At 65.3% G+C, this 19,197-nt stretch carries 23 protein-coding genes; 7 read left to right on the top strand and 16 right to left on the bottom strand.

The features are described 5' to 3' along the window. Window positions 1-3: 3 nt before the first annotated feature. Window positions 4-1,011, bottom strand: a complete 1,008-nt coding sequence (locus VJ897_RS14710) for a Hint domain-containing protein (RefSeq protein ID WP_324056527.1) — start codon at window positions 1,009-1,011, stop codon at window positions 4-6. A gap of 228 nt (window positions 1,012-1,239) precedes the next feature. Between VJ897_RS14710 and VJ897_RS14705 the strand changes: the two genes are divergently transcribed. Beyond that, the gene (locus tag VJ897_RS14705; protein ID WP_324056525.1) at window positions 1,240-2,145 is read left to right on the top strand and encodes a LysR family transcriptional regulator; all 906 of its coding nucleotides are present in this window, start codon (window positions 1,240-1,242) and stop codon (window positions 2,143-2,145) included. A gap of 84 nt (window positions 2,146-2,229) precedes the next feature. On the opposite strand, the gene VJ897_RS14700 is transcribed toward VJ897_RS14705, so the two are convergent. From VJ897_RS14700 to VJ897_RS14680, 5 genes are all read right to left on the bottom strand, one after another. Then, window positions 2,230-3,147, bottom strand: coding sequence for a cation diffusion facilitator family transporter (locus tag VJ897_RS14700; protein WP_324056524.1), 918 nt, complete (start codon window positions 3,145-3,147; stop codon window positions 2,230-2,232). A 170-nt stretch (window positions 3,148-3,317) separates the two neighbouring features. After that, window positions 3,318-4,250: an OmpA family protein gene (locus tag VJ897_RS14695; RefSeq protein WP_324056523.1), complete on the bottom strand. Its 933-nt coding sequence runs from the start codon at window positions 4,248-4,250 to the stop codon at window positions 3,318-3,320. Between the two features lie 7 nt (window positions 4,251-4,257). Beyond that, on the bottom strand, window positions 4,258-4,830 hold the full coding sequence (locus VJ897_RS14690) for a peroxidase-related enzyme (protein WP_324056522.1): 573 nt from the start codon (window positions 4,828-4,830) through the stop codon (window positions 4,258-4,260). After that, window positions 4,830-5,546 carry a GNAT family N-acetyltransferase gene (locus VJ897_RS14685; RefSeq protein ID WP_324056521.1) on the bottom strand — a complete coding sequence of 239 codons (717 nt, stop codon included), beginning with the start codon at window positions 5,544-5,546 and terminating at the stop codon, window positions 4,830-4,832. Before VJ897_RS14685 ends, VJ897_RS14690 begins: the two co-directional genes overlap by 1 nt. Continuing rightward, entirely contained in the window at window positions 5,543-6,265 is a 723-nt protein-coding gene (locus VJ897_RS14680; RefSeq protein ID WP_324056519.1) for a competence/damage-inducible protein A, read from the bottom strand. The genes VJ897_RS14685 and VJ897_RS14680 overlap by 4 nt, the downstream gene beginning before the upstream one ends. 39 nt (window positions 6,266-6,304) lie before the next feature. Between VJ897_RS14680 and sfsA the strand changes: the two genes are divergently transcribed. Together sfsA and map are read left to right on the top strand one after the other, a co-directional pair. Next, window positions 6,305-7,009 carry a DNA/RNA nuclease SfsA gene (sfsA, locus tag VJ897_RS14675; protein ID WP_324056517.1) on the top strand — a complete coding sequence of 235 codons (705 nt, stop codon included), beginning with the start codon at window positions 6,305-6,307 and terminating at the stop codon, window positions 7,007-7,009. A 68-nt stretch (window positions 7,010-7,077) separates the two neighbouring features. Beyond that, on the top strand, window positions 7,078-7,947 hold the full coding sequence (map, locus tag VJ897_RS14670) for a type I methionyl aminopeptidase (protein ID WP_324056515.1): 870 nt from the start codon (window positions 7,078-7,080) through the stop codon (window positions 7,945-7,947). Here the strand turns inward: map and VJ897_RS14665 are convergent. From VJ897_RS14665 to VJ897_RS14655, 3 genes are read right to left on the bottom strand one after another with little or no spacing between them, the layout of a single operon-like run. Beyond that, entirely contained in the window at window positions 7,941-8,117 is a 177-nt protein-coding gene (locus VJ897_RS14665) for a hypothetical protein (RefSeq protein WP_324056514.1), read from the bottom strand. The two genes, map and VJ897_RS14665, sit on opposite strands and share 7 nt — an antisense overlap. Window positions 8,118-8,161: 44 nt before the next feature. Further along, complete coding sequence (gene rsmD, locus VJ897_RS14660) at window positions 8,162-8,710, bottom strand: 16S rRNA (guanine(966)-N(2))-methyltransferase RsmD (RefSeq protein WP_324056513.1); 549 nt, start codon at window positions 8,708-8,710, stop codon at window positions 8,162-8,164. Further along, a complete protein-coding gene (locus tag VJ897_RS14655) occupies window positions 8,707-9,915 on the bottom strand; it encodes an NAD(P)/FAD-dependent oxidoreductase (protein WP_324056512.1) in 1,209 nt (402 codons plus the stop codon). Before VJ897_RS14655 ends, rsmD begins: the two co-directional genes overlap by 4 nt. 85 nt (window positions 9,916-10,000) lie before the next feature. Between VJ897_RS14655 and VJ897_RS14650 the strand changes: the two genes are divergently transcribed. Beyond that, window positions 10,001-10,489, top strand: a complete 489-nt coding sequence (locus tag VJ897_RS14650) for a peroxiredoxin (protein ID WP_324056511.1) — start codon at window positions 10,001-10,003, stop codon at window positions 10,487-10,489. Window positions 10,490-10,566: 77 nt separating this feature from the next. On the opposite strand, the gene VJ897_RS14645 is transcribed toward VJ897_RS14650, so the two are convergent. The 7 genes from VJ897_RS14645 to VJ897_RS14615 form a co-directional block, all read right to left on the bottom strand. Continuing rightward, window positions 10,567-11,358 carry a mechanosensitive ion channel family protein gene (locus tag VJ897_RS14645; RefSeq protein WP_324056510.1) on the bottom strand — a complete coding sequence of 264 codons (792 nt, stop codon included), beginning with the start codon at window positions 11,356-11,358 and terminating at the stop codon, window positions 10,567-10,569. A 124-nt stretch (window positions 11,359-11,482) separates the two neighbouring features. Next, window positions 11,483-11,767, bottom strand: a complete 285-nt coding sequence (locus VJ897_RS14640) for a 4a-hydroxytetrahydrobiopterin dehydratase (protein WP_324056508.1) — start codon at window positions 11,765-11,767, stop codon at window positions 11,483-11,485. Between the two features lie 16 nt (window positions 11,768-11,783). Continuing rightward, the gene (locus tag VJ897_RS14635) at window positions 11,784-12,971 is read right to left on the bottom strand and encodes a GNAT family N-acetyltransferase (RefSeq protein ID WP_324056507.1); all 1,188 of its coding nucleotides are present in this window, start codon (window positions 12,969-12,971) and stop codon (window positions 11,784-11,786) included. Between the two features lie 31 nt (window positions 12,972-13,002). Then, complete coding sequence (locus VJ897_RS14630; RefSeq protein WP_324056505.1) at window positions 13,003-13,749, bottom strand: glycerophosphodiester phosphodiesterase family protein; 747 nt, start codon at window positions 13,747-13,749, stop codon at window positions 13,003-13,005. Then, window positions 13,749-14,207, bottom strand: a complete 459-nt coding sequence (locus VJ897_RS14625) for a RidA family protein (protein WP_324056504.1) — start codon at window positions 14,205-14,207, stop codon at window positions 13,749-13,751. The genes VJ897_RS14630 and VJ897_RS14625 overlap by 1 nt, the downstream gene beginning before the upstream one ends. Window positions 14,208-14,275: 68 nt before the next feature. Then, entirely contained in the window at window positions 14,276-15,589 is a 1,314-nt protein-coding gene (locus VJ897_RS14620) for an HlyD family type I secretion periplasmic adaptor subunit (protein ID WP_324056503.1), read from the bottom strand. Further along, the gene (locus tag VJ897_RS14615; RefSeq protein ID WP_324056501.1) at window positions 15,586-17,331 is read right to left on the bottom strand and encodes a type I secretion system permease/ATPase; all 1,746 of its coding nucleotides are present in this window, start codon (window positions 17,329-17,331) and stop codon (window positions 15,586-15,588) included. The genes VJ897_RS14620 and VJ897_RS14615 overlap by 4 nt, the downstream gene beginning before the upstream one ends. A gap of 135 nt (window positions 17,332-17,466) precedes the next feature. Here VJ897_RS14615 and VJ897_RS14610 point away from each other — a divergent pair, with 135 nt between their 5' ends. From VJ897_RS14610 to VJ897_RS14600, 3 genes are read left to right on the top strand one after another with little or no spacing between them, the layout of a single operon-like run. Continuing rightward, window positions 17,467-18,237 carry an MlaA family lipoprotein gene (locus VJ897_RS14610; RefSeq protein ID WP_324056500.1) on the top strand — a complete coding sequence of 257 codons (771 nt, stop codon included), beginning with the start codon at window positions 17,467-17,469 and terminating at the stop codon, window positions 18,235-18,237. After that, window positions 18,237-18,836, top strand: a complete 600-nt coding sequence (locus tag VJ897_RS14605; protein WP_324056499.1) for an MlaC/ttg2D family ABC transporter substrate-binding protein — start codon at window positions 18,237-18,239, stop codon at window positions 18,834-18,836. Before VJ897_RS14610 ends, VJ897_RS14605 begins: the two co-directional genes overlap by 1 nt. Continuing rightward, window positions 18,833-19,192 carry a hypothetical protein gene (locus tag VJ897_RS14600; RefSeq protein ID WP_324056497.1) on the top strand — a complete coding sequence of 120 codons (360 nt, stop codon included), beginning with the start codon at window positions 18,833-18,835 and terminating at the stop codon, window positions 19,190-19,192. Before VJ897_RS14605 ends, VJ897_RS14600 begins: the two co-directional genes overlap by 4 nt. Window positions 19,193-19,197 lie beyond the last annotated feature (5 nt).

Below are 19,197 nucleotides of genomic sequence, written 5' to 3'. Positions count from 1 at the left end.
CCCTCAGGCCGCCGAGAGGACAATCGCTTCGTAGCCGCGCAGACAGGGGCGAACGGTCTGCCGCGCGGCCCTCGTCGGCGCGGCCAGCTCGGGAAACAGGGTCAGAAGCTCAGCACGGGTGGCGGCCTGCATCCGGTCGAGGATCGTGTCGCCGACATGGAAACTCTCGGTTGCGGCCCCCTCGGCGAAGAGGATCTCGTGCCGTTCGCACATCAGGTGATGGTAGGTCACCGACCCGCCCGATGCGCGGTGTATCCCACCGTGCCCGACTAGATGCTTGGCCGCCACCAGCACGTTGTCCGTGCCGAAAAGCAGTTCGGCCCGCCAGCCGCCGATCAGCACGCGATGTTCGGGCGACAGGCGCAGTGCGCGGGTGTTGCCGAGTGCGCCCGGGGGCAGGTGGATCGGCGCATGGGCACCGATCGCGGCAACCGTCGTGGACCCGATCCACCACAGGCTTTGCGGCCCGCGATCAGCGGTCAGGACCATATCGCCCGCACGCAACCTCTCGACCGGGGCCGGCCCGTCGGGCGTGTCGATCAGCGTTCCGCTTGCAAAACAGGGGACGGCGTAGTCCGCGGCCAGAAAGTTGGGCCCCTCGGTGGCAGTCTGGACCGTCAGCGGAACGCCGGTCGGGGGAAATCCGCCGATGAAGGCCAGGCCCTCCACCGTGCCGTAAGCCGGTGAACTGTTGTTCACGTTGAAGGCGATGACCTCGTAGGTAGTTGTGCCGTCCGATACGGTCAGCTGATACTCTGCCTCGACAGTCGTCCCCGACGCGTAAGAGATGCCGTTGATGGTTTGCGGCCCGTCCAGTGACTGGCCGGAATCACTATCGCCGAAGCTGCTGTCATTGTCAGAGATGTCGATCGCTTGCCAGTTGTTGGAGTCGAGCGTGATCGTTTCGCCCTCCAGGTGCGAACCGTCGCCCTGTGTCACCCCGTCAAGGCTTTCCCCGCCGGAAACGGAAACCTCGGATTTATCCAGGGTGTAAATCTGGTAACTGGCCACTGGAGGTCTCCTTATTATCGCCTCTCTAGGCTTGACCGCATGAATCTGTGCGAATTGGTTCCGAACTCAGGCAATTCTTGGGTCATAAGCTACTTGTGAGGCAGGGCGCGTTTCCGTGCGCTGAACGGTTCCCGGAAAACCTATCAATTGTCAGGCGCGCGCCGCAGTCCTGCCCGATTTCAGGATCAAGCATTGTGTCTGAACACGGGACAGTACCGAGGACACAGGATGGATCGTCTGACCGAAATGGAAGCCTTTGCCACGGTCGTGGACCAGGGCGGGTTCACGGATGCTGCAAAAAAGATGGGCATTTCGAAGTCCGCCGTTTCCAAGCATGTGTCCTCTCTCGAGGCGCGCCTGGGCGCACGGCTGCTCAATCGGACCACTCGGCGGGTCAGTCCAACCGAGATCGGCCTGGCCTACTACGATCGGGCTCGGCGGGTGCTGACCGACGCGGGCGAGGCGGATGCCCTTGTCACCTCGATGCAATCGGATCCCGCGGGCCTGCTGCGAATATCCGTGGCCACCGATTTCGGGGTCAATCACCTCTCCCCCGTGCTGGGCGAATTCCTTCAGGAGTTTCCCGATATCACCGTCAACATGGTGCTCAACAACCGCTATGTTGAACTGATATCCGAAGGCTTCGACATGGCTGTCCGCATTGGTGAGCTGGAAGACAGTACCCTGCGCGCGCGCAAGCTGACCGAGACGTCCAAGCGGATGGTCGCCAGCCCGTCGTATTTCCAGAAGCACGGCCGCCCTCAGCGCATTGACGACCTGAACGAACACAAACTGTTGCATTATTCCAATGCCGCCAATTCCGCCGTCTGGAAACTGACCGCGCCCTCTGGCGAAAAACGCCAGGTGCGGACCGCTGGATGGTTGACGGTGAACGATGGGCAATCCCTGCTGAATGCCGCGATCTCGGGGCTGGGCATCGCCTACCTGCCCAGCTTTCTTTATGCCGAGGCGATGCACCAGGGCCTGGTCGAGGACGCGATCCCCGATCTGCCCTTGGAGACCCAGGGTATCTATGCCGTTTACCCGCCGGGCCGGTTCACCCAGCCCAAGGTCCGTGCCTTCATTGATTTTCTGGCCCATGCCTTTGCGGAAAAGGGCCCGGAACGCTGGTAGGAGCCGGCGAAACGATCTTCCTGATGGGATGCTTCCCCAACCTCCGCGGCCCCCGGGCCGCGGCTTCTTTTTGGTCCATTCTTGTCAGGCTTGCCCGAAACGCGGCGCATCGGTGCAGGCATGTGCAGCGCATTCCAGTTCCAGCACGCTGTGTGTGATCCCGAAATCGCGGTTCAGACGCGCCTTGATCTGGGTCTTGATCGCGTCGGCCCGTGACCAGTCCCCCCTGCGGATGACGACATGTGCATGGAAGGCGGCCTGATGCTCCTGCATTTCCCACAGTTGAGCGTTGTGGATCGCCCGCACCCCCGGGACATCCTGCGCCGCTGCATGCACCGCCTCGGGTGATAGTCCCGCGGGGCTGGCCAGCATCAGCGTGCGGATCACGGGGGGCATCTCGGACAGGGCCATCCAAAGGATGTAGCCGGCGATCCCCAGCGTGATGATCGGGTCCACGATCCACCAGTTGAACAGCAGGATCAGCACCCCCGAGACGATTACCGCGATCGACCCCGCGGCATCGGCCAGGTTGTGAAGGAAAGCCGCCCGGATATTCACGCTGTCCTTGGCCATCCGCCATGTCAACAGCGCCGTGACCGTGTCGACCATAAGCGCGACCCCGGCGATAATCACAACGATCCACCCGCCCACGGGCGTGGGATCGACGAACCGCCAAGCGGCCTCCCAGGCCAGGTAGAATCCGATCAGGATCAGAGCGGTGTAGTTGATGAGGGCCGCCACCACCTCGGCCCGACCATAGCCGAAGCTCATCGAGGGTTGCGCAGGTTTGCGTGCGATCTTGCGAGCGGCGAGCGCGATGCCCAGCGAGGCGGCGTCGGACAGATTGTGAACCGCATCGGCGACCAGCGCCAAGGAGCCGGACAACAGCCCCCCGGCGATCTGCGCCAGCGTGAGCACGACATTGACTGCGATTGCCCCGACCACCCTGGCATCTCCGGCCGTTGGGTCGATGTGGTTATGGTGGTGATGTGCATGTCCCATGGCTCGCCTGTCTTGCTGCACCTGATGACCTGATCCTTCCACCTCCGAAGTGCAAGGGGCGCAAGGTCGGGGTGCCGATGACCGGGCCGGCAAGGGCCAAGGTCTGCCCGTCTCCCGTTGGTATCGCCCGACCCCGTCGTGATCGCGCCAAGGTATAGGGCCGGCGCCCTTCAGCGTGTTGACAGCAGGATCACTTCGACACGCCTGTTCGACTCGCGCCCGGCCTCGGTCAGATTGCTGGACAGTGGGGCGAGATAGCCCATGCCCTCGGCCTCCATTTGGCGGCGTGGCACGCCGTGCTCCGTGGCCAGCCGTTCCAGCACCGATCCGGCCCGGCGGCGGCTGAGCGCGATGTTGTTTTCAAGCGCCCCGACGGAATCAGTGTGCCCGACCAGGGCAATGCGTCGCTCGGGGTGCAGGGCAAGGTAGGTCGCCAGTTCGGACAGCGAGCCGAAGCTGCCTGCCCCCAGCTGTGCCGATCCGATCTCGAAGGCGAGGTCCGAAAGCACGGCGCGTCCGCGGGTTTCCAGCCGCTCGGCCAGCGCCTCGGGCGAGGCGGATTCGGCGCGCTGTAGAGGCGCGCCGGTGGTGACCCGGTCGGTCTCGGCCTCGGCCGGGGGGCCGATGCGGGTGATCTGAACATGGCCCGCCTGCGCCGAGCGGCTGATCAGCAGGCTTACCAGTTCCGTGCCGTCGCTACGGTTGCGTTCGGCGGCGAGGTATCGAAAATCGCCCAGGTCCACGTGCATGTCCGGTGCGGGGATCACCCGGGTGGAAAAGCGGAAATCGAAGCCGCCACATCCGTCGGCCCGGCATTCGAACAGAACTTCGAAACCGGCCTCCGACAGCTGGTCGCGCAGGGGCAGCAGAATCTGTGCGGTGGTCAGTCCCGAGCCCTCGATCAGCCAGGCCTGTTGGCGAAAGGCCCCCTCGTGCGATAGCACCGGCATCCCGTCGACCCGCCAGGGTGCAACCGGCATGTCATAGGTTCCCGGGCTCTCGCTGACTTCGGACTGAAGATTCGCACTGGCCGGCAATTCCAGCGTTACGGCCCCAGCCGACGCGGGCAGGAAAGCCAGGAACAGGACGCGCACCAGTGTCATCTCGACCTCAGCGGGATTGCCCGTGATAGGCCGCGTTGGGCCGCATGTCGGTGGCCGAGGCAACCCGGTTGGTCATGTTGAAGAACCCGGCAACATTGGCGATGTCCCAGATATCGTGATCGCTCAGACCCACATCGCGCAGGGCCCGGCGGTCGGTCTCGGTGATCTCGGCACTTGCCCGCGTTATCTTCTCGGCAAAGCCCAGCATGGCGAACTGCCGCGCGTCCAGGTCGGCGACGCGCCAGTTCATCACCAGCCTCTCGCCCAGCACGGGATCACCGGACAAGTCGCGGACCGCGGCACCATGGGCGGTCAGGCAGTAGAAGCACTTGTTGACGGAACTGACCACCACGGCGATCATTTCGCGTTCGAGCTTGGTCAGCCCACTGCCGGCCAGCATAAGCTCGTTGTACATGGCCGTGAAGGCGTTCAGCTTGTCGATATTGAAGGCATGGGCGCGCAGCACGTTGGGCACCAGGCCCAGCTTTTTCTCGCAGATGGCGAAATATTTCGCCGTGTCCGTGGGAAGGGGCTCCACCATGGGCAGGTCAAGAGCGGTGGGCTGGTCGTTGTCGGGCATCAGGTCTCCGGGTGAATTCGATAGTGATATCCTGCCGCAGCGCGCATCCCGAGGGAAGAGTAGAGCGCATTCGCTGCGATATTGGCCTTCGTGACAAGAACGGCGAGGGTTTTTGCTTTTGCTTCCTGCGACCAGACCGCTGCGCCCTGCACCATCAGCCGGGCCATTCCACGGCGACGGAAACGGGTCGGGATCTCGATGGCGTGAACCATGGCCGCGCGCCCATGCAGCGCGACGAAGAGCGTCCCGGCCGGGGTGTCGTCGCAGCGGCCCAGTATCGTGGTTTTGGGCGTCCCGGCGCGGTCCATGATCGCGATCCGCTCCGGACCGATCCCGCCCGCGGCCCAGATTTCCCGCTGCGCGGCCAATGGCGGCCAGACCCTGAAGCAGGTGATCGGCGGCGGCTGGAGCGCCAGTTGCGCCACGGGCGCGGCATAGAGCGTAACCGGGTCCTTGACCCCGTATCCGCGTTCGGCGAGCGCGGCGTCGAGCACCTCTTCGCCGTCGCGCAGCATGAACAGCGGCACCTGCCCCAGCGCCCGCATGGCCGCCTCGGCGGTGGGAATGTCATCGGGGCTTGGGGGCGTGTGGGCTGTTGCTGCACTGACACGGCTGCCACCGCCTTTGCCTGCGCGGATGGTCCAGGGCCCGTCGCGGCGCAAGTATGCGGCGGGCCAAGTGGCGTCTATCAGGTCTGTCAGGGCCGCCGGCGTCATGCCCCAAGGTCGGCAGCCAGCCGCACCATGGCGGCATCCACCTGCGCACCGTCGACGCCTCGTACCACGACATGGGTGCCGTATGCCCCATCCTTCTGGAACGGGTAGGAGCCGATGGAGAGATCCGGAAAGGCCTCGGCGACGCGGGCCAGCGGACCCGCGACATCGCCCTCGCCCCGATTGACCCGAAGTGTCTGGCTGAGCATCGGGGCGCCCCCCACCAGCATCGGCAGGACACTCGCCACCATGGCTTGAAAGACCGAGGGGACCCCCGCCAGCACGTGTACATTCTTTAGCGAGAATCCCGGGGCCGCGCTGACGGGATTGTCGATCAGCGCGGCCCCGTCGGGGATGCGCGCCATGCGCAACCGGGCCGCGTTCAGCTCGGTCCCTGCGCGGTCGTAATGCGCCTTGAGGATGGCACGGGCATCATCGCGCACGTCAATGCCCACGCCGAAGGCCGCCGCCACGCAATCGGCGGTGATATCGTCATGCGTCGGCCCGATCCCGCCCGAGGTGAAGACCGTGTCGAAGGCTGCGCTCAGGGCATTCAGTGCCGAGACGATGGCCGCACGGTCGTCGCTGACCACGCGCACCTCTTTCAGGTCGATGCCGATCCGCGTCAATTCACCGGCCAGGAAATGCATGTTCGAATCGCGGGTGCGTCCCGACAGGATTTCATCCCCGATCACGAGCATGGCGGCGGTTGGGTTCGGCATTGGCTTCTCCTTCGCTGGGCCTTGGTATAGGTCGGGGTCATGCGTTTTGCCACTCCCCTCGTGCCCGGCCGGCTGAAACGCCGCTACATGCGGTTCCTGTCCGACGTTGTGCTGGACACCGGTGAAGAGGTGAAGGCGCATTGCCCCAATCCCGGCTCGATGCTGGGGCTGAACGCGCCGGGGACAAGGGTCTGGCTGGAACGCAACGACGATCCGAAAAAGAAGCTCGACTGGGGCTGGCGTCTGGTGGAACTGGACAGCGGTTTCGTCACCATCGACACCGGGCTGGCCAACCGTGTGGTGGGCGAAGCATTGCGGGCCGGGGCGGTGCCCGCGCTGGCCGGTGCTGGCAGGGTCCGCGCCGAGGTGAAGTTCGGCACCGGCAGCCGCGTGGATTTCTGCCTGGGCGAGGATACCTTCGTCGAGGTCAAGTCGGTGACCCTGGCGCGGCAACCCGGCCTGGCGGAGTTTCCCGACAGCGTCACCAAACGCGGAACCCGGCACCTGAACGACCTGGCCGAGGTCGCCCGGACGGGGCGGCGCGCGGTGATGTTCTACCTGGTCCAACGCACGGACTGTGCCGAAATGGACCTGGCCGCGGATATCGACCCGGCCTATGCCGGCGCCTATCAGGCCGCCCGGGCAGCCGGCGTCGAGGTGGTCTGTCATCGTGCCGCGATCACGCGGGAGGCGATTACCCTTGGTCCCGCCTGCGCTTTTCGGGGCTCGACCACGGCGCATTAGACGCATTGCCGGGCCTTTTGCGCCGGACGGTTTTGCCTTATCTGAAGGTCAAACAAGGAACAGGTGCCATGGACGACACGCACGGCAGGATCACAAGGGATGGCATTCGCCTGCACGAACGGGCGGATTTCGCTGGAATGCATGCCGCCGGGCGGCTTGCGGCCGAGATACTGGACAGGATCGCCGATCACGTGGTGCCCGGCGCCACCACCGGCGACCTTGACAGGCAGATCACCGACTGGGTGAGCGAGGCCGGGGCGGCATCGGCCACGATCGGCTACAAGGGGTTCCAGCACGCCAGCTGCATCAGCGTCAATCACGTGGTCTGCCACGGTATCCCCGGCGCGCCGATCCCCAAGGCCAGATCCGAGACCATATCTAAGAACTTCGAGAAGCGCCGCGACACCGACGCTTTACAGGACGGCGACATCCTGAACATCGACGTCACTGTGATCCTGGATGGCTGGTTCGGCGATACCAGCCGGATGTTTGTCGCCGGTGGACGGCCCAACCAGAAGGCCGAGCGGCTGCTCCAGGTGACCCATGATGCGCTGATGAAGGGAATCGAGGCCGCGCGCCCGGGCAACACCTTTGGCGACATCGGCCACGCCATCCAGTCCCACGTGGAAGGTCAGCGCATGAGCGTTGTGCGTGATTTCTGCGGCCACGGCCTGGGCCGGGTGTTCCACGCTCCGCCCAACGTGCTGCACTACGGGCGCGCGGGCACCGGTCCGATGCTGGAAGAGGGAATGTTCTTCACCATCGAACCCATGGTCAACCTGGGCCGCCCGGAAACAGTGGTGCTCAAGGATGACTGGACGGCGGTGACCCGGGACAAGCAGCTCTCGGCCCAGTTCGAGCATTCCATCGGTATCACCGCAGACGGGGCCGAGATCTTTACGCTGTCCCCGGCGGGCACGTTCCACCCGACCTATTGATCCTCGCTCCTGCGCTCCAAAAGGGCGTGCAGGACCGTGCTGCCCGCGAACGGCGTGGCGCAATCGCCGATCATCACCGGCATGTCGAACAGAACCGGTGGCGGTAGCTTGACGGGTTCAGGTTCTTCACGGGCCACGACGGGTGCATCCGTGAAACTGGCATCTGTCATGAGCAAAAGTCTAGCACAGGTGTGGAGGCCGGCCAAACCGACGGCTAGACGGGGTGCATCATGGTGATGTGCGTGTCCCCGTAGCGCCGCGTATCGCGCAGCTGGAACCCCTCTGGCGCGTCTTGTGAGCGGTTGTCCTCCCAGACGATCAGGGCGTCGGGCGCCAGCCAGCCTTGCCGCTCGGCCGCCAGAAGCGCCGGCTCACCCAAAGCCAGCCCATAGGGCGGGTCGAGGAAGACCAGTTCGCAGGGCACCTCGGCCCGAGGCAGGCGGTCGGCGGCACAGCTCAGAATGCTGGCATCCTTCTCGCGCCGCGCCTTAGACAGGTTTTCGCGGATCAGGCGCTGGGCCACGCGTCCCTTGTCCACCAGGGTGGCATGGCTGGCCCCGCGCGACAGCGCCTCCAGCGCCAACGCCCCGGTGCCCGAGAACAGGTCCAACACGCGGGCGCCCTGGGGCAGTCCGTAACCCGCCAGAACATTGAACAGGCTTTCGCGCACCCGGTCCGGGGTGGGACGCAAATGCGCCCCCGCGTCGCCTTTGCCGACCGAGGCGAGCGTCAGCCCACGGTGCTGCCCGCCGATGATCCTCACGCTTTCACAAGGGCCTTCATGTCGGTTTCCAGGTCCGTGACGACCTCGGGCGCGGGTGATTTCCCGGCCTCGATCAACCGCTTTGCTACCATGTAGGTGCGGGCGTCGTTCATCGCGTCCACGGCGATCAGATCATCGCCCTTGTAATACCAGTGCGACCGGGCTTCGCCACCGTCGCGGACATGCACCGCGTCATAGCCCAGGTTCAGGCCTGCGATTTGCAACTTGCAGTCATACTGGTCAGACCAGAACCATGGTTTGGGATCATAGGCGACATCGCCGCCTGCCATGTTCTGCGCTGCGACTTCTGCCATGTCGATGGCGTTGCCCACGCTTTCCAACCGGATGCGCTGGCCCTTGAAATCGCAGGTGGCACAGTCGCCCGCTGCATAGATGTCGGGGTCCGAGGTGCGGCATCGCCGGTCGGTGACGATGCCGTTGTCCACCATCAGCCCGGCGCCTTCGGCCAGAGCCGTCGCGGGCTGAATGCCCACGCCGACGATGGCGAAATCCACCTCAAGTTCGGTGTCGTCCGTCAGCACCGCGCCTTTGACACGGTCGGTGCCGGTCAGTTCCTGAAGGCCAACGCCCTCGCGGATATCCACGCCATGTTGGCGATGCAGGTCGCGGAAATAGGCCGAGGTCTCGGGGCAGGCCACCCGTTGCAGGATACGGTCGGCCATTTCAACCAGCGTGACCTTGACGCCTTTCCTGGCGGCCACTGCGGCGGCCTCCAGCCCGATGTAGCCGCCGCCGATGACCAGAAGGCGCGCGCCCTCGCGGAACTCCGGGGCCATGGCGTCCGCGTCGCGCAGGTCGCGCACGGTATACACCCCGTCCAGTGTGCCGCCGATCGCCGCCGGAAGGGTGCGTGGATGTGAGCCAGTGGTCAGGGCGAGCTTGTCATAGGTCAGCACCTCGCCGCTATCGAGGCGCAGGGTCTTGTAGTGGGAATCGACTTCGGCCACCCGAACGCCCATGCGCAGCGTGATGTCATTGTCCGCATACCATTGCTCCGGCCGCAGAACTATCCGGTCGAGCGTCATGTCGCCAAGGAGATAGGCCTTTGACAGGGGCGGGCGTTGATAGGGCGGCACAGGTTCCGCGCCGATCACTGTGATATCGCCTTCAAAACCGGTGCTGCGCAGCTTGGCCACGAGCGAGGCTGCCGCCTGGCCGCCGCCGATCACGATATGATGCGCCATTATACACCGTCCTCTTCTGGCCTTTGGTTGTCGTGACCCTATAGTCCAAGCGGATCGAAACGCAATTGACGAAGAGGAAAGCCGAATGACGATTTCCGTTGGTGATGAGTTGCCCAATGCCAAAGTGTTGCGCATCGGGGCGGATGGCCCCGAAGAGGTGCAGATGTCGGAACTAGCTGGAAAGGGCAGGGTGGTGCTGTTTGGGCTGCCGGGCGCCTATACCGGCACCTGCACCACGGCGCATGTGCCCAGTTTCATCCGCACCAAGCCGGACTTCGACGCCAAGGGTGTGGATGCCGTGATCTGCCTGAGCGTCAATGACCCCTTTGTCATGGGCGCTTGGGGGGACAGCACGGGCGCGACCGAGGCCGGCATTCACATGATCGGCGATGCCACATCCGAATTTACCAAGGCCATCGGCATGGATTTCACCGCGCCGCCGGTCGGATTGATCGATCGGTCCAAGCGCTTTGCGCTCTATGCCGAGGACGGTGTCGTCAAGGTCCTTCATGTCGAGGAGAACCCGGGCGTCTGCGAGACCTCGGGCGGCGAGGCGCTGCTCGCGGCCCTCTAGAAACAAGAGGGGCGCCGGTTCGGGACATTGTCCCGAACCGGCGCCCCGGCTTCGCCCACCGGGCGGGCTCGGTGGCGTCATCCTGCCTGCTGGATCAGCGTCTGGGTCGGGAAAGGAATGTCTACGCCCTGCTGGTCGAAGGCTTCCTTGACCGTGCGGGTCAGGTCGAACTTCAGGTCCCAGTAATCGGCCGCGCCGCACCAGGCGCGCACGGTGAAATCGACCGAACTGTCGCCAAGATTGGTGACCTTCACGAAAGGCGCCGGGTCGGACATGACCCGGTCGTCACTGGTGACGATCTGGGTGATGATCGTTTCGGCCTTCTTCAGGTCGGTGCCATAGGACACTCCGAAGACCAAGTCGCAGCGCCGCGTGTCGTAATGCGAGAAGTTGGTGATCGCGCCCGAGAAGACATCTCCGTTGGGCACGATGATCTTGACGTTGTCCGGCGTCGTCATCTCGGTGGTGAACAGGGTGATCTCGTCGACGGTGCCCGACTGGCCGCCGGCGGTCACGTAATCTCCGGCCTTGAAGGGGCGGAAAGCGATCAGCATGACCCCGGCGGCGAGGTTCGCAAGCGACCCCTGCAAGGCAAAGCCGATTGCCAGACCCACAGCACCGACCAGCGCGGCGAGCGAGGTCGTCTCGATCCCGAAACGGCCCAGGATGAAGATCGTCGCAATGGCCAGAACCGCGTAGCGCACGAGGCTGCCCAGGAACCGTGCCAGCGTGCCATCGAATCTCGGGTTCTTTTCGGAAATCTTGATCATCCGGCCCCTGAGCCAGCCGCTCAACCAGAGCGCTGCCACAAAGATCGCCAGTGCGACGGCGATGTTTATGACAAGATCGAAAATGAAGTCTTCTGACATGGCGACGGCCCCTTTGATGAATCACTTGTCCGACGAAGGATATCCCCGGCCCGAGTGCCGCACTAGCCATGCCGGTGTGGCGGCGCAACGTCTCCGGTGGGGGAAAGTTGCGCCGCCGGTCCCCTCAGGCGGCCAGCTTGTCCATTTTCTGCGCCAGTTTCAGGTCCAGATCGCTGAGTCCGCCGATGTCATGAGTCGAGAGAGTGACCTCGACCGTCTTGAAGACGTTGAACCATTCGGGGTGGTGGTTGAGCTTCTCGGCCCAGATCGCCGCGCGGGACATGAAGCCCCAGGCCTCGATGAAATTGGCGAATGTGAATGTCTTGATGACCGCATCGCGGCCCTCGACCGGAGTCCATCCCGCCTCTTTCAGGGTCGCGCGTCCGGCGTTGTCGATCGGGTCGGCCATTATCAGTCTCCTTTGGTCAGTCGTGGTCGTCGGTCTCGGCCCGGCGGAACGGGCCGTAGCTGGTAAGAACCTCGATCTCCTCGTCCACCGCGCGGCGCTCGGCTTGCAGGTATCTGTCGACCGCGTCCCGGAACCCGTCGTCGGCGAACCAGTGCAGGGCATGCGTGGTCACGGGCAGGTAGCCCCGGGCGAGCTTGTGTTCTCCCTGTGCGCCGGCCTCGACCGTGCGCAGACCTTGGGCGATGGCATAGTCGATGGCCTGATAGTAGCAAACCTCGAAATGAAGGAAGGGGTGATGCTCGGTGCAACCCCAGTAGCGCCCGAACAGGTTATGCCGCCCGATCAGGTTCATGGCCCCCGCAAAGGGCTGGCCGTCGCGCTGGGCAAAGACGAGCAGGATGTCGTCGCGCAGGGTTTCTTGCGCGATGTCGAAAAACCGGCGGGTCAGGTAGGGCGTGCCCCATTTCCGTGCGCCGGTGTCCTGGTAGAAGGTCCACATCGCGTCCCAGTGTTCGGGCCGGATCGCCTCGCCGGTCAGTTGCACGATCTCTCCGCCGAAGGCTTGCGCCTCGCGGCGTTCCTTGCGCAGCGTCTTGCGCTTGCGGCTGGAAAGGTCGGACAGAAAGGCCTCCCAATCCGCGTAACTTTCGTTGGCCCAATGATATTGCTGGGACGTGCGCCGCAGCAGGCCCATTTCCTCCCCGGCGATGGCCTCGTCCTCGGTGCAGAAGGTCGCATGAACGGACGACAGCCCATTGTCCGACGCCAACTGCACCGCCCCCTGCACCAGGGCCGCCATACCCTGAGCCTCATATCCAGGGCGGGTCAGGAAGCGGCGACCCGTGACCGGTGTGAAAGGCACGGCGATCTGTAGCTTGGGGTAGTACTTCCCGCCGGCGCGTTCATAGGAATGGGCGAAATTGTGGTCGAACATGTATTCGCCCTGGCTGTGCGCCTTGCCGAACAGCGGCGCCACGGCGATGATCCGTCCATTGTTGCGGGCGGCCAGGTAATGCGGCTCCCAGCCCGTTCCGGGGCCGGTGCTGCCGCTGTCCTCGAGCGCTGCAAGAAACCGGTGAGTCGTGAACGGGTCGACAGGCCGGCCGCCATCCGCGGACTCGGGGCAGGCGCATGCATCCCATTCGGCGGCCGGAATCTCTTTCAGGCTGCGATGCGTGGTTATCTCTACCGGAGCTGCGTCCATAGCTACGAAGTTGGCGCTGGGGCCTGTCCGGTCAAGCCAGGTAACCCTCGAAAGTGACCTGGTCGGCCCCATTTTCCAGTGCCGCGGCCTGGTCGCTGTCCGACCGGATGGTCCAGCAGAAGATGCGTAGGCCCTTCGCCCGGGCCGCGGCAACGGCGGGGTTGGTCAGGTCATCCCATCGGTGGCTTATGAACTTTGCCCCGAGGGAGACAAGGTCGGGCATGGCGCGAAGCTCATTCAGCCTTGCCGGGGGTACGGTCGGCCAAACTTCCGGTGCGAAGGCATCGGTCGTCAGGCCTCGCGGCAGGTCCGGGAGGAGCTGTCCCAGGCGCGCCACGGAATGCGGGTTGAAAGACATGACTGCCGCCGGGCCGGGATAGTCGGCAAGGCACGCGGCAGTGGCTTCCTCCAGCGGGCCGACATCCGGCCCCAGCGCGCCGTCCTGGTCCTTGACCTCGATCAGCAGCGGCACTGCCCCTGCGACCTGGTCAAGGACCTGGCGCAGGGTGGGAATGCCCTCTTCGCTGTCGTTCAGTTGAATGGACGAGAGGCGTTCCGCGCCAAGCCCGCGCACCGGCCCGCGCGCGCAGGTCAGCCGGTCCAGCGCGTAGTCGTGGAACACCATGGCCTGGCAATCTCCTGAAAGCTGCAGGTCGAGCTCGATGCCGTAGCCGGCGGCCATGGCTGCGTCGATGGCCGAGCGGCTGTTCTCGGGTCGACCCGGACCGTGCAGCGCCCGGTGAGCGAAGGGGCGTGCATGAAAGCCTGTCGGCAGCATCAGGCGATCTCGAACAGGCCCTCGATCTCGACGGCAACGCCCAGCGGTAGGGCGGCGGCCGAGACCGCCGACCGGGCGTGTCGCCCGGCCTCGCCCAGTGCTTCGACCATGAAATCGCTGGCGCCGTTGATGACCTTGGGCTGGTCAGTGAATTCGGGGGTGGAATTGACGAAACCTGTCAGCTTCACCACCCGCACCAGCCTGTCGATGTCGCCATCACATGCCGCCTTGAGCTGGGCCAGAAGGCTGATCGCGCAGAGCCGGGCCGCCGCCGCCCCTTGCGTAACTGTCATTGTATCCCCGAGCTTGCCCCTGACCGGCCCGTCGGCGTCCATTGCGATCTGGCCCGAGACATGCACAAGCGACCCGCTTTGAACGAAGGCCACGTAGTTCGCGGCGGGCGCGGGCGGCTCGGGAAGGGTGACGCCGAGTTCGGCAAGACGCGATTCGATGGACATTTCCGGACTCCTCTTTCGTCATCGCCGTCAACGCTAGCCCCGATCCCCGGGTGGCGAAAGACCCGAGGTTAGCCCTCGCGGAAGGTGCGCGCGATATAATCCATCAGGGGCTGCGTCAGGTAGGCCATGGGGGTCCTGTCCAACGTGCGGATGAATGTCTCGACCGGCATGCCGGGGATCAGGGTCGTGCCCTCGGGCAGGCGCGCGGCCTCGCCCGTGTTCAGCACCACCTCGACCTCGTAGTAGCTGCGGCCCGTCGTGTTGTCGGTGAAAGCATCAGCCGAGACCTGCCGCACTGTGCCGAGAAGCGCAGGGGTTCGACGACCGTCCAGAGAGGAGAACCGCAGTGTCACCTCTTGCCCGCGACGGACCAAGTCGATGTCGGTGGGCGCCACCCGCGCTGCAATGACCAGCGGGCGGTCCTGCGGCACCAGGTGGAGGACGGGCTCTGCCGGGCGGATGACCGCGCCGGGGCCGAAGACCTGCAGCCCGTAGACCACGCCCGATACGGGGGCGCGAACCTCGAGCCGGTCCAGCCGACGTTGCAGGTCGGCGCGCTGCTCGCGCAGCTCCAACTCGTTGAATTGCAGGTCGCGCAGGCGGGTGATGGCCTCTTCCCGGCGGGCCGTGCGAAGACGGATTATCTCAAGCTCCAGTTCGATGATCTTTTCCCCGGCTTCCGCCTTGCGGGCGGCCAGGTCCCCGGCCTGGCCGGACAAGCGGGCCTTTTCCCGTTCCAGCGTCAGCACCGTGCCGGCCTGTGCCAATCCACGATCCAGCAGCGACCGCTGGCTCGTCAGTTCCTGCTCGATCAGCTCGATCTGGCGATCCAGTGCGACCTGTTGCGCCTCGATCCCGATGACCTGGCTGCGCACCTGCCCGGCCCGGCGGCGCAACTGCTCGGCTTCTTGCGCGGCAGTCTCAAGACGGGTGCGGAACAGCCTTTCCTGTCCTTGCATCAGGTCCCGGGTTTCCGCGTCCCGATCGGCGCGCAGGATCGGATCGAAGGCAAGTGTGCCGGTGCGGTCGCGCTCTGCCTCGTAGCGGGCTCGACGGGCCAGGACCTCGAAAAGCTGCCCCTCGACGATGGCCAGTTGCGCCGTCAGATCATCCGGGTCCAGCCGCACAAGCACCGCGCCCTCTTGTGCGTTGTCGCCTTCGGCCACCAGGATCTCGCGCACGACGCCGCCGTCGATGTGCTGGATCACCTGTCGATTCTGTTCCACCTCAATACGGCCCGACGCCATGACCGCCCCGGTGATCCGGGCGGTCATGGCCCAGCCGCCGAAGCCGCCCAGCAGGATCAGTAGCGACAGCAACCCGATCGCCACGGGACGGCGTACCGGCCAGCGGCGGGTTTGCCGAACCCGCGCCCCGGTCATGCGACGCCCGCGCCGCAGTCGGAGCGGGCCTTCTCGATCTGGGCGCGATTCGCGACGACCTTGGTCATAATCTCGTCGCGCGGGCCGAAAGCCCGGGCCGCGCCGTTTTCCAGGTAGAGGATCAGGTCGCACTCCTGGATCGCGGCGGGGCGATGCGCCATGATGAAGACCGCGCGCCCGGCCGCCTTCATGGCGCGGGTTGCGTTGTTGAGCGCCCGCGACCCCTCATTATCGAGGTTTGCGTTGGGTTCGTCCAGCACCAGCACCACCGGGTCCATGTAGAGGGCGCGCGCCAGTCCGATGCGCTGGATCTGCCCGCCCGAGAGCCGCCCGCCGGTCATGTCGACGGGGGTGTCATACCCTTCGGGCAGTTTCAGGATCATGTCATGGGCGGCGGCCTGTTTCGCCGCCGCGACCACGGCTGCATCGTCGGGGTTCGTTGACATCCGGGCGATGTTATCCTTGATCGTGCCCTCGAAAAGCTGGACCCGCTGCGGCAGGTATCCGATGTGTTTGCCCAGCGTGTCCGGCTCGTGCTGGTCCAGTGCGGCACCATCGAGGCGTATCTTGCCCCCGGCTGGGTGCCACAGCCCGATCAGTGCCTTTGCCAGGGTCGATTTCCCCGCGCCCGAGACACCGATCACCCCCATGGCCTGTCCCGGTTCCAGCCGAAAGCTGACCATGCGCAGGGTGGCGCTGGTCTGGCCCGGGGGCACCACTGTGACGTCGCGCGCCTCGACAGTGGCGCGGGGGGGAGGCAGCGCGGTGCGCGCGCGGGACGGCGGCACCCTGCCCAGCAACCGCGCCAGGCTGCGCCACCCGTCGATCCCGCTTTGGACCACGGCCCATCGGTTGATCAGGATCTCGACCGGTGCGAGCGCACGGCCCAGCAGGATCGAGCCGGCGATCATGGCCCCTGCGGTGAGCTGATCCTGCAAAACCAGATAAGCCCCGAGGCCCAGCATGGCCGATTGCAGGAACAATCGAAACGCCCGCGTCATCGCCGAAAAGGTGCCCCCGTGATCCCCCGCCCGGATGCTGGCCGCCAGCGTCTGGCCGCGCAGCCGGTCCCAACGGTCGAAACTGGCCTGGCGCATCCCCAGCGACTGCACCATCTCGGCTTCGCCGCGCAGGGACTGGCCCAGCGCCTCGGTGCGATGGGCGGCGGCATTCGCCTCGGCCAGCGGCGCGCGGGTGGTCACCTGGTTGGCAAGCGCCAGCAGGATCAGCAGCCCGCCCCCGGCAATGGCCAGGTAGCCCAGCAAGGGGTGGAAAATGAAGATGCCCAGCAGGAAGATCGGCGTCCAGGGCAGGTCGAACAGCGCCATCAGCACCGGCGAGGTGATCAGCCGCTGCACATTCTCGAGGTCGCGCTGGCCGGTCGCGGCCTCTTGCGGGGCACGGGCGTCAAGCGTGGCCATGAAAACCCGGCGGTCCAGCGCCGATTGGAAACGGGCCCCGGCCCGGCTCATGACGCGGCCCCGGGCATAGTCCAACAGTGCCATCATCAGGTAGAGAAAGCCCACCAGAACTGAAAGCGCCACGAGGGTTTCCACGGACCGTGAGCCCAGCACACGGTCATAGACGTTGAGCATGTAGAGCGGGCCGGTCAGCATCAGCGCGTTGACGAAGACGCTGAACAAGGCGACGAACCGGAACAGCGCGCGCGACTGGCGCCGGGCCGCGCGCAGTTCCTGTCGACCGGCTGCAATCTCTGCTCTTGTCGGGTCGGCGTGCGTCATGGGCGTGGTCTTGCCAATCCTTGTACCGTGGTCCGGGCCGGCGTGGTATCCGGATCACGAATTCTCCTAGCTGTCGTGGCAGGCCTGTTCATTGCCTGTCCTTTCACTATCTGGGAAAGGTTAGCAAAGCACTGAATGGATATGCCCTTGCCTTTTGTCCGCCGAACGCCCCTGCTGAGCCTCTGCACCGTTCTTTCCTTGGGTGCCATGGCCGCCTGCACGCCCGCCCCGCCCGGCGGCGGCGTCAACGACCCCTATGAGACCACGAACCGCGAGGTGCATTCCTTCAACAAGTCACTCGACCGCGCCGTGTTGCGTCCTCTGGGCCAGGTCGCGGCCGAGGCTCCGCGCGAAGTCACCGGCCCGGTCGCCAATTTCGCCGACAATATCGGCCTGCCGGGTATGGTGCTCAACGGCGTGCTGCAAGGGGATGTCGGCGGGGCCGGCACCAACACCATGCGCTTCCTGCTGAACACCACCATCGGCGTGGGCGGGCTGTTCGACCCGGCCGGCGGGATCGGCCTGCACGAAGAAACAACGGATTTCGGAGAGACCCTCGCGGTCTGGGGGGCCGACGAAGGTGCGTACATCGAACTGCCCGTCTTCGGGCCTTCGACCGAGCGGGATGCCGCGGGCCGCATCGTGGACCTCGTGCTCGACCCGCTGTCGCGGGTGGGTACGCAGCCGCAACTGGATTATGGCGCGGTCACGCGCGGCGCCGCCATCGTGATCAACCGCGGTCGCTTCATGCAAACCATGGACGGGGTGCTTTACGAAAGCGCCGACAGCTACTTGCAATCACGCTCTGCCTATCTTCAGAACCGCCGGTTCGATCTTGGCGAGGCGCCTTCCGGGGCCGAGGCCGGGATCGATCCATTTGCCCTGGACCTGGAAGGATTCGAATGATGTCCCTGACCCGTCGCCGGTTCTCTGCCCTCGGCCTTGCCGCCGCCGCTACAGCGGCGCTTCCCATACCCGCCTTTGCACTGACGCAGTCGCAGGCCCGCCAGCTTGTCGACCGCGCGGTGGGAGACATCAACGCCATCATCTCCTCGGGCGGCTCCGAGGACCAGATGATCCGCCGGTTCAGGACCGTGTTCGACGACTACGCGCACACGGCGGCGATCGCGGCCTCGGCCCTCGGCGTGGCGGGGCGGTCGGCCAGCAATTCACAGCGCTCGGCCTTTGCAGAAGCCTTCGGGACCTACCTTGCCAACAAGTACGGCCGTCGCTTCCGCGAATTCCAAGGCGGCGAGATCACCGTGCAGCGCACCGTCCCGGTGAACAACTACATGGAGGTTCAGACGGTTGCCGACCTGCCTGGCCAGTCCCCGTTTCGCGTGGATTTCCATGTCTATGACCGGCCCGGTCGCCCGGTCTTCTTCAACCTGATCGTCGAGGGCGTGAACATGCTCGTCTCAGAGCGCCAGGAGATCGGGGCAATGCTGGACAGGCGCGGCGGCGATCTCGACGAGCTGATCTCGGACCTGAGGGCGATGGGATGACCAGGGCCCTGGTCCTCGCCCTGCCCCTCGTGCCGGGGCTCGCGCTGGCCACGCCCTATGACGGCACCTACCGTCAGAATGCCAATGCCGACTGCGCGCTGGTTGGCGTCGACGGCGGCGCATTGAGGATCGAGGACGGCATCTTCTACGGCGTCGAGAGCGAATGCCGCATGACGCGGCCCGTGAATGTCGTGAACATGAACGCGACGCTCTATACCATGGAATGCAGTGGCGAAGGCGCGCGCTGGACCGAACGCGCCATGGTCATGGAGGCTGCCGAGGGCGACGGGATCATCATGGTCTGGGACGGCTATGCCTTCCGTTACGAACGGTGCACCCCGCTCACCGAGGAGTAGCGCCG

The sequence above is a fragment of the Salibaculum sp. genome, from assembly GCF_035270045.1.
In the GTDB taxonomy this organism is placed as follows: Bacteria; Pseudomonadota; Alphaproteobacteria; order Rhodobacterales; family Rhodobacteraceae; genus Salibaculum.
This window is presented reverse-complemented; position numbering and strand designations above follow the sequence as displayed.

What these genes read in the sequence shown, in the direction of transcription:
- VJ897_RS14705 (WP_324056525.1), top strand. Translation starts at nt 1,240, where the DNA reads ATGGATCGTCTGACCGAAATGGAAGCCTTTGCCACGGTCGTGGACCAG.
- VJ897_RS14700 (WP_324056524.1), bottom strand. Translation starts at nt 3,147, where the DNA reads ATGGGACATGCACATCACCACCATAACCACATCGACCCAACGGCCGGA.
- VJ897_RS14695 (WP_324056523.1), bottom strand. Translation starts at nt 4,250, where the DNA reads ATGACACTGGTGCGCGTCCTGTTCCTGGCTTTCCTGCCCGCGTCGGCT.
- VJ897_RS14690 (WP_324056522.1), bottom strand. Translation starts at nt 4,830, where the DNA reads ATGCCCGACAACGACCAGCCCACCGCTCTTGACCTGCCCATGGTGGAG.
- VJ897_RS14685 (WP_324056521.1), bottom strand. Translation starts at nt 5,546, where the DNA reads ATGACGCCGGCGGCCCTGACAGACCTGATAGACGCCACTTGGCCCGCC.
- VJ897_RS14680 (WP_324056519.1), bottom strand. Translation starts at nt 6,265, where the DNA reads ATGCCGAACCCAACCGCCGCCATGCTCGTGATCGGGGATGAAATCCTG.
- sfsA (WP_324056517.1), top strand. Translation starts at nt 6,305, where the DNA reads ATGCGTTTTGCCACTCCCCTCGTGCCCGGCCGGCTGAAACGCCGCTAC.
- map (WP_324056515.1), top strand. Translation starts at nt 7,078, where the DNA reads ATGGACGACACGCACGGCAGGATCACAAGGGATGGCATTCGCCTGCAC.
- VJ897_RS14665 (WP_324056514.1), bottom strand. Translation starts at nt 8,117, where the DNA reads ATGACAGATGCCAGTTTCACGGATGCACCCGTCGTGGCCCGTGAAGAA.
- VJ897_RS14655 (WP_324056512.1), bottom strand. Translation starts at nt 9,915, where the DNA reads ATGGCGCATCATATCGTGATCGGCGGCGGCCAGGCGGCAGCCTCGCTC.
- VJ897_RS14650 (WP_324056511.1), top strand. Translation starts at nt 10,001, where the DNA reads ATGACGATTTCCGTTGGTGATGAGTTGCCCAATGCCAAAGTGTTGCGC.
- VJ897_RS14645 (WP_324056510.1), bottom strand. Translation starts at nt 11,358, where the DNA reads ATGTCAGAAGACTTCATTTTCGATCTTGTCATAAACATCGCCGTCGCA.
- VJ897_RS14640 (WP_324056508.1), bottom strand. Translation starts at nt 11,767, where the DNA reads ATGGCCGACCCGATCGACAACGCCGGACGCGCGACCCTGAAAGAGGCG.
- VJ897_RS14635 (WP_324056507.1), bottom strand. Translation starts at nt 12,971, where the DNA reads ATGGACGCAGCTCCGGTAGAGATAACCACGCATCGCAGCCTGAAAGAG.
- VJ897_RS14630 (WP_324056505.1), bottom strand. Translation starts at nt 13,749, where the DNA reads ATGCTGCCGACAGGCTTTCATGCACGCCCCTTCGCTCACCGGGCGCTG.
- VJ897_RS14625 (WP_324056504.1), bottom strand. Translation starts at nt 14,207, where the DNA reads ATGTCCATCGAATCGCGTCTTGCCGAACTCGGCGTCACCCTTCCCGAG.
- VJ897_RS14620 (WP_324056503.1), bottom strand. Translation starts at nt 15,589, where the DNA reads ATGACCGGGGCGCGGGTTCGGCAAACCCGCCGCTGGCCGGTACGCCGT.
- VJ897_RS14615 (WP_324056501.1), bottom strand. Translation starts at nt 17,331, where the DNA reads ATGACGCACGCCGACCCGACAAGAGCAGAGATTGCAGCCGGTCGACAG.
- VJ897_RS14610 (WP_324056500.1), top strand. Translation starts at nt 17,467, where the DNA reads ATGGATATGCCCTTGCCTTTTGTCCGCCGAACGCCCCTGCTGAGCCTC.
- VJ897_RS14605 (WP_324056499.1), top strand. Translation starts at nt 18,237, where the DNA reads ATGTCCCTGACCCGTCGCCGGTTCTCTGCCCTCGGCCTTGCCGCCGCC.
- VJ897_RS14600 (WP_324056497.1), top strand. Translation starts at nt 18,833, where the DNA reads ATGACCAGGGCCCTGGTCCTCGCCCTGCCCCTCGTGCCGGGGCTCGCG.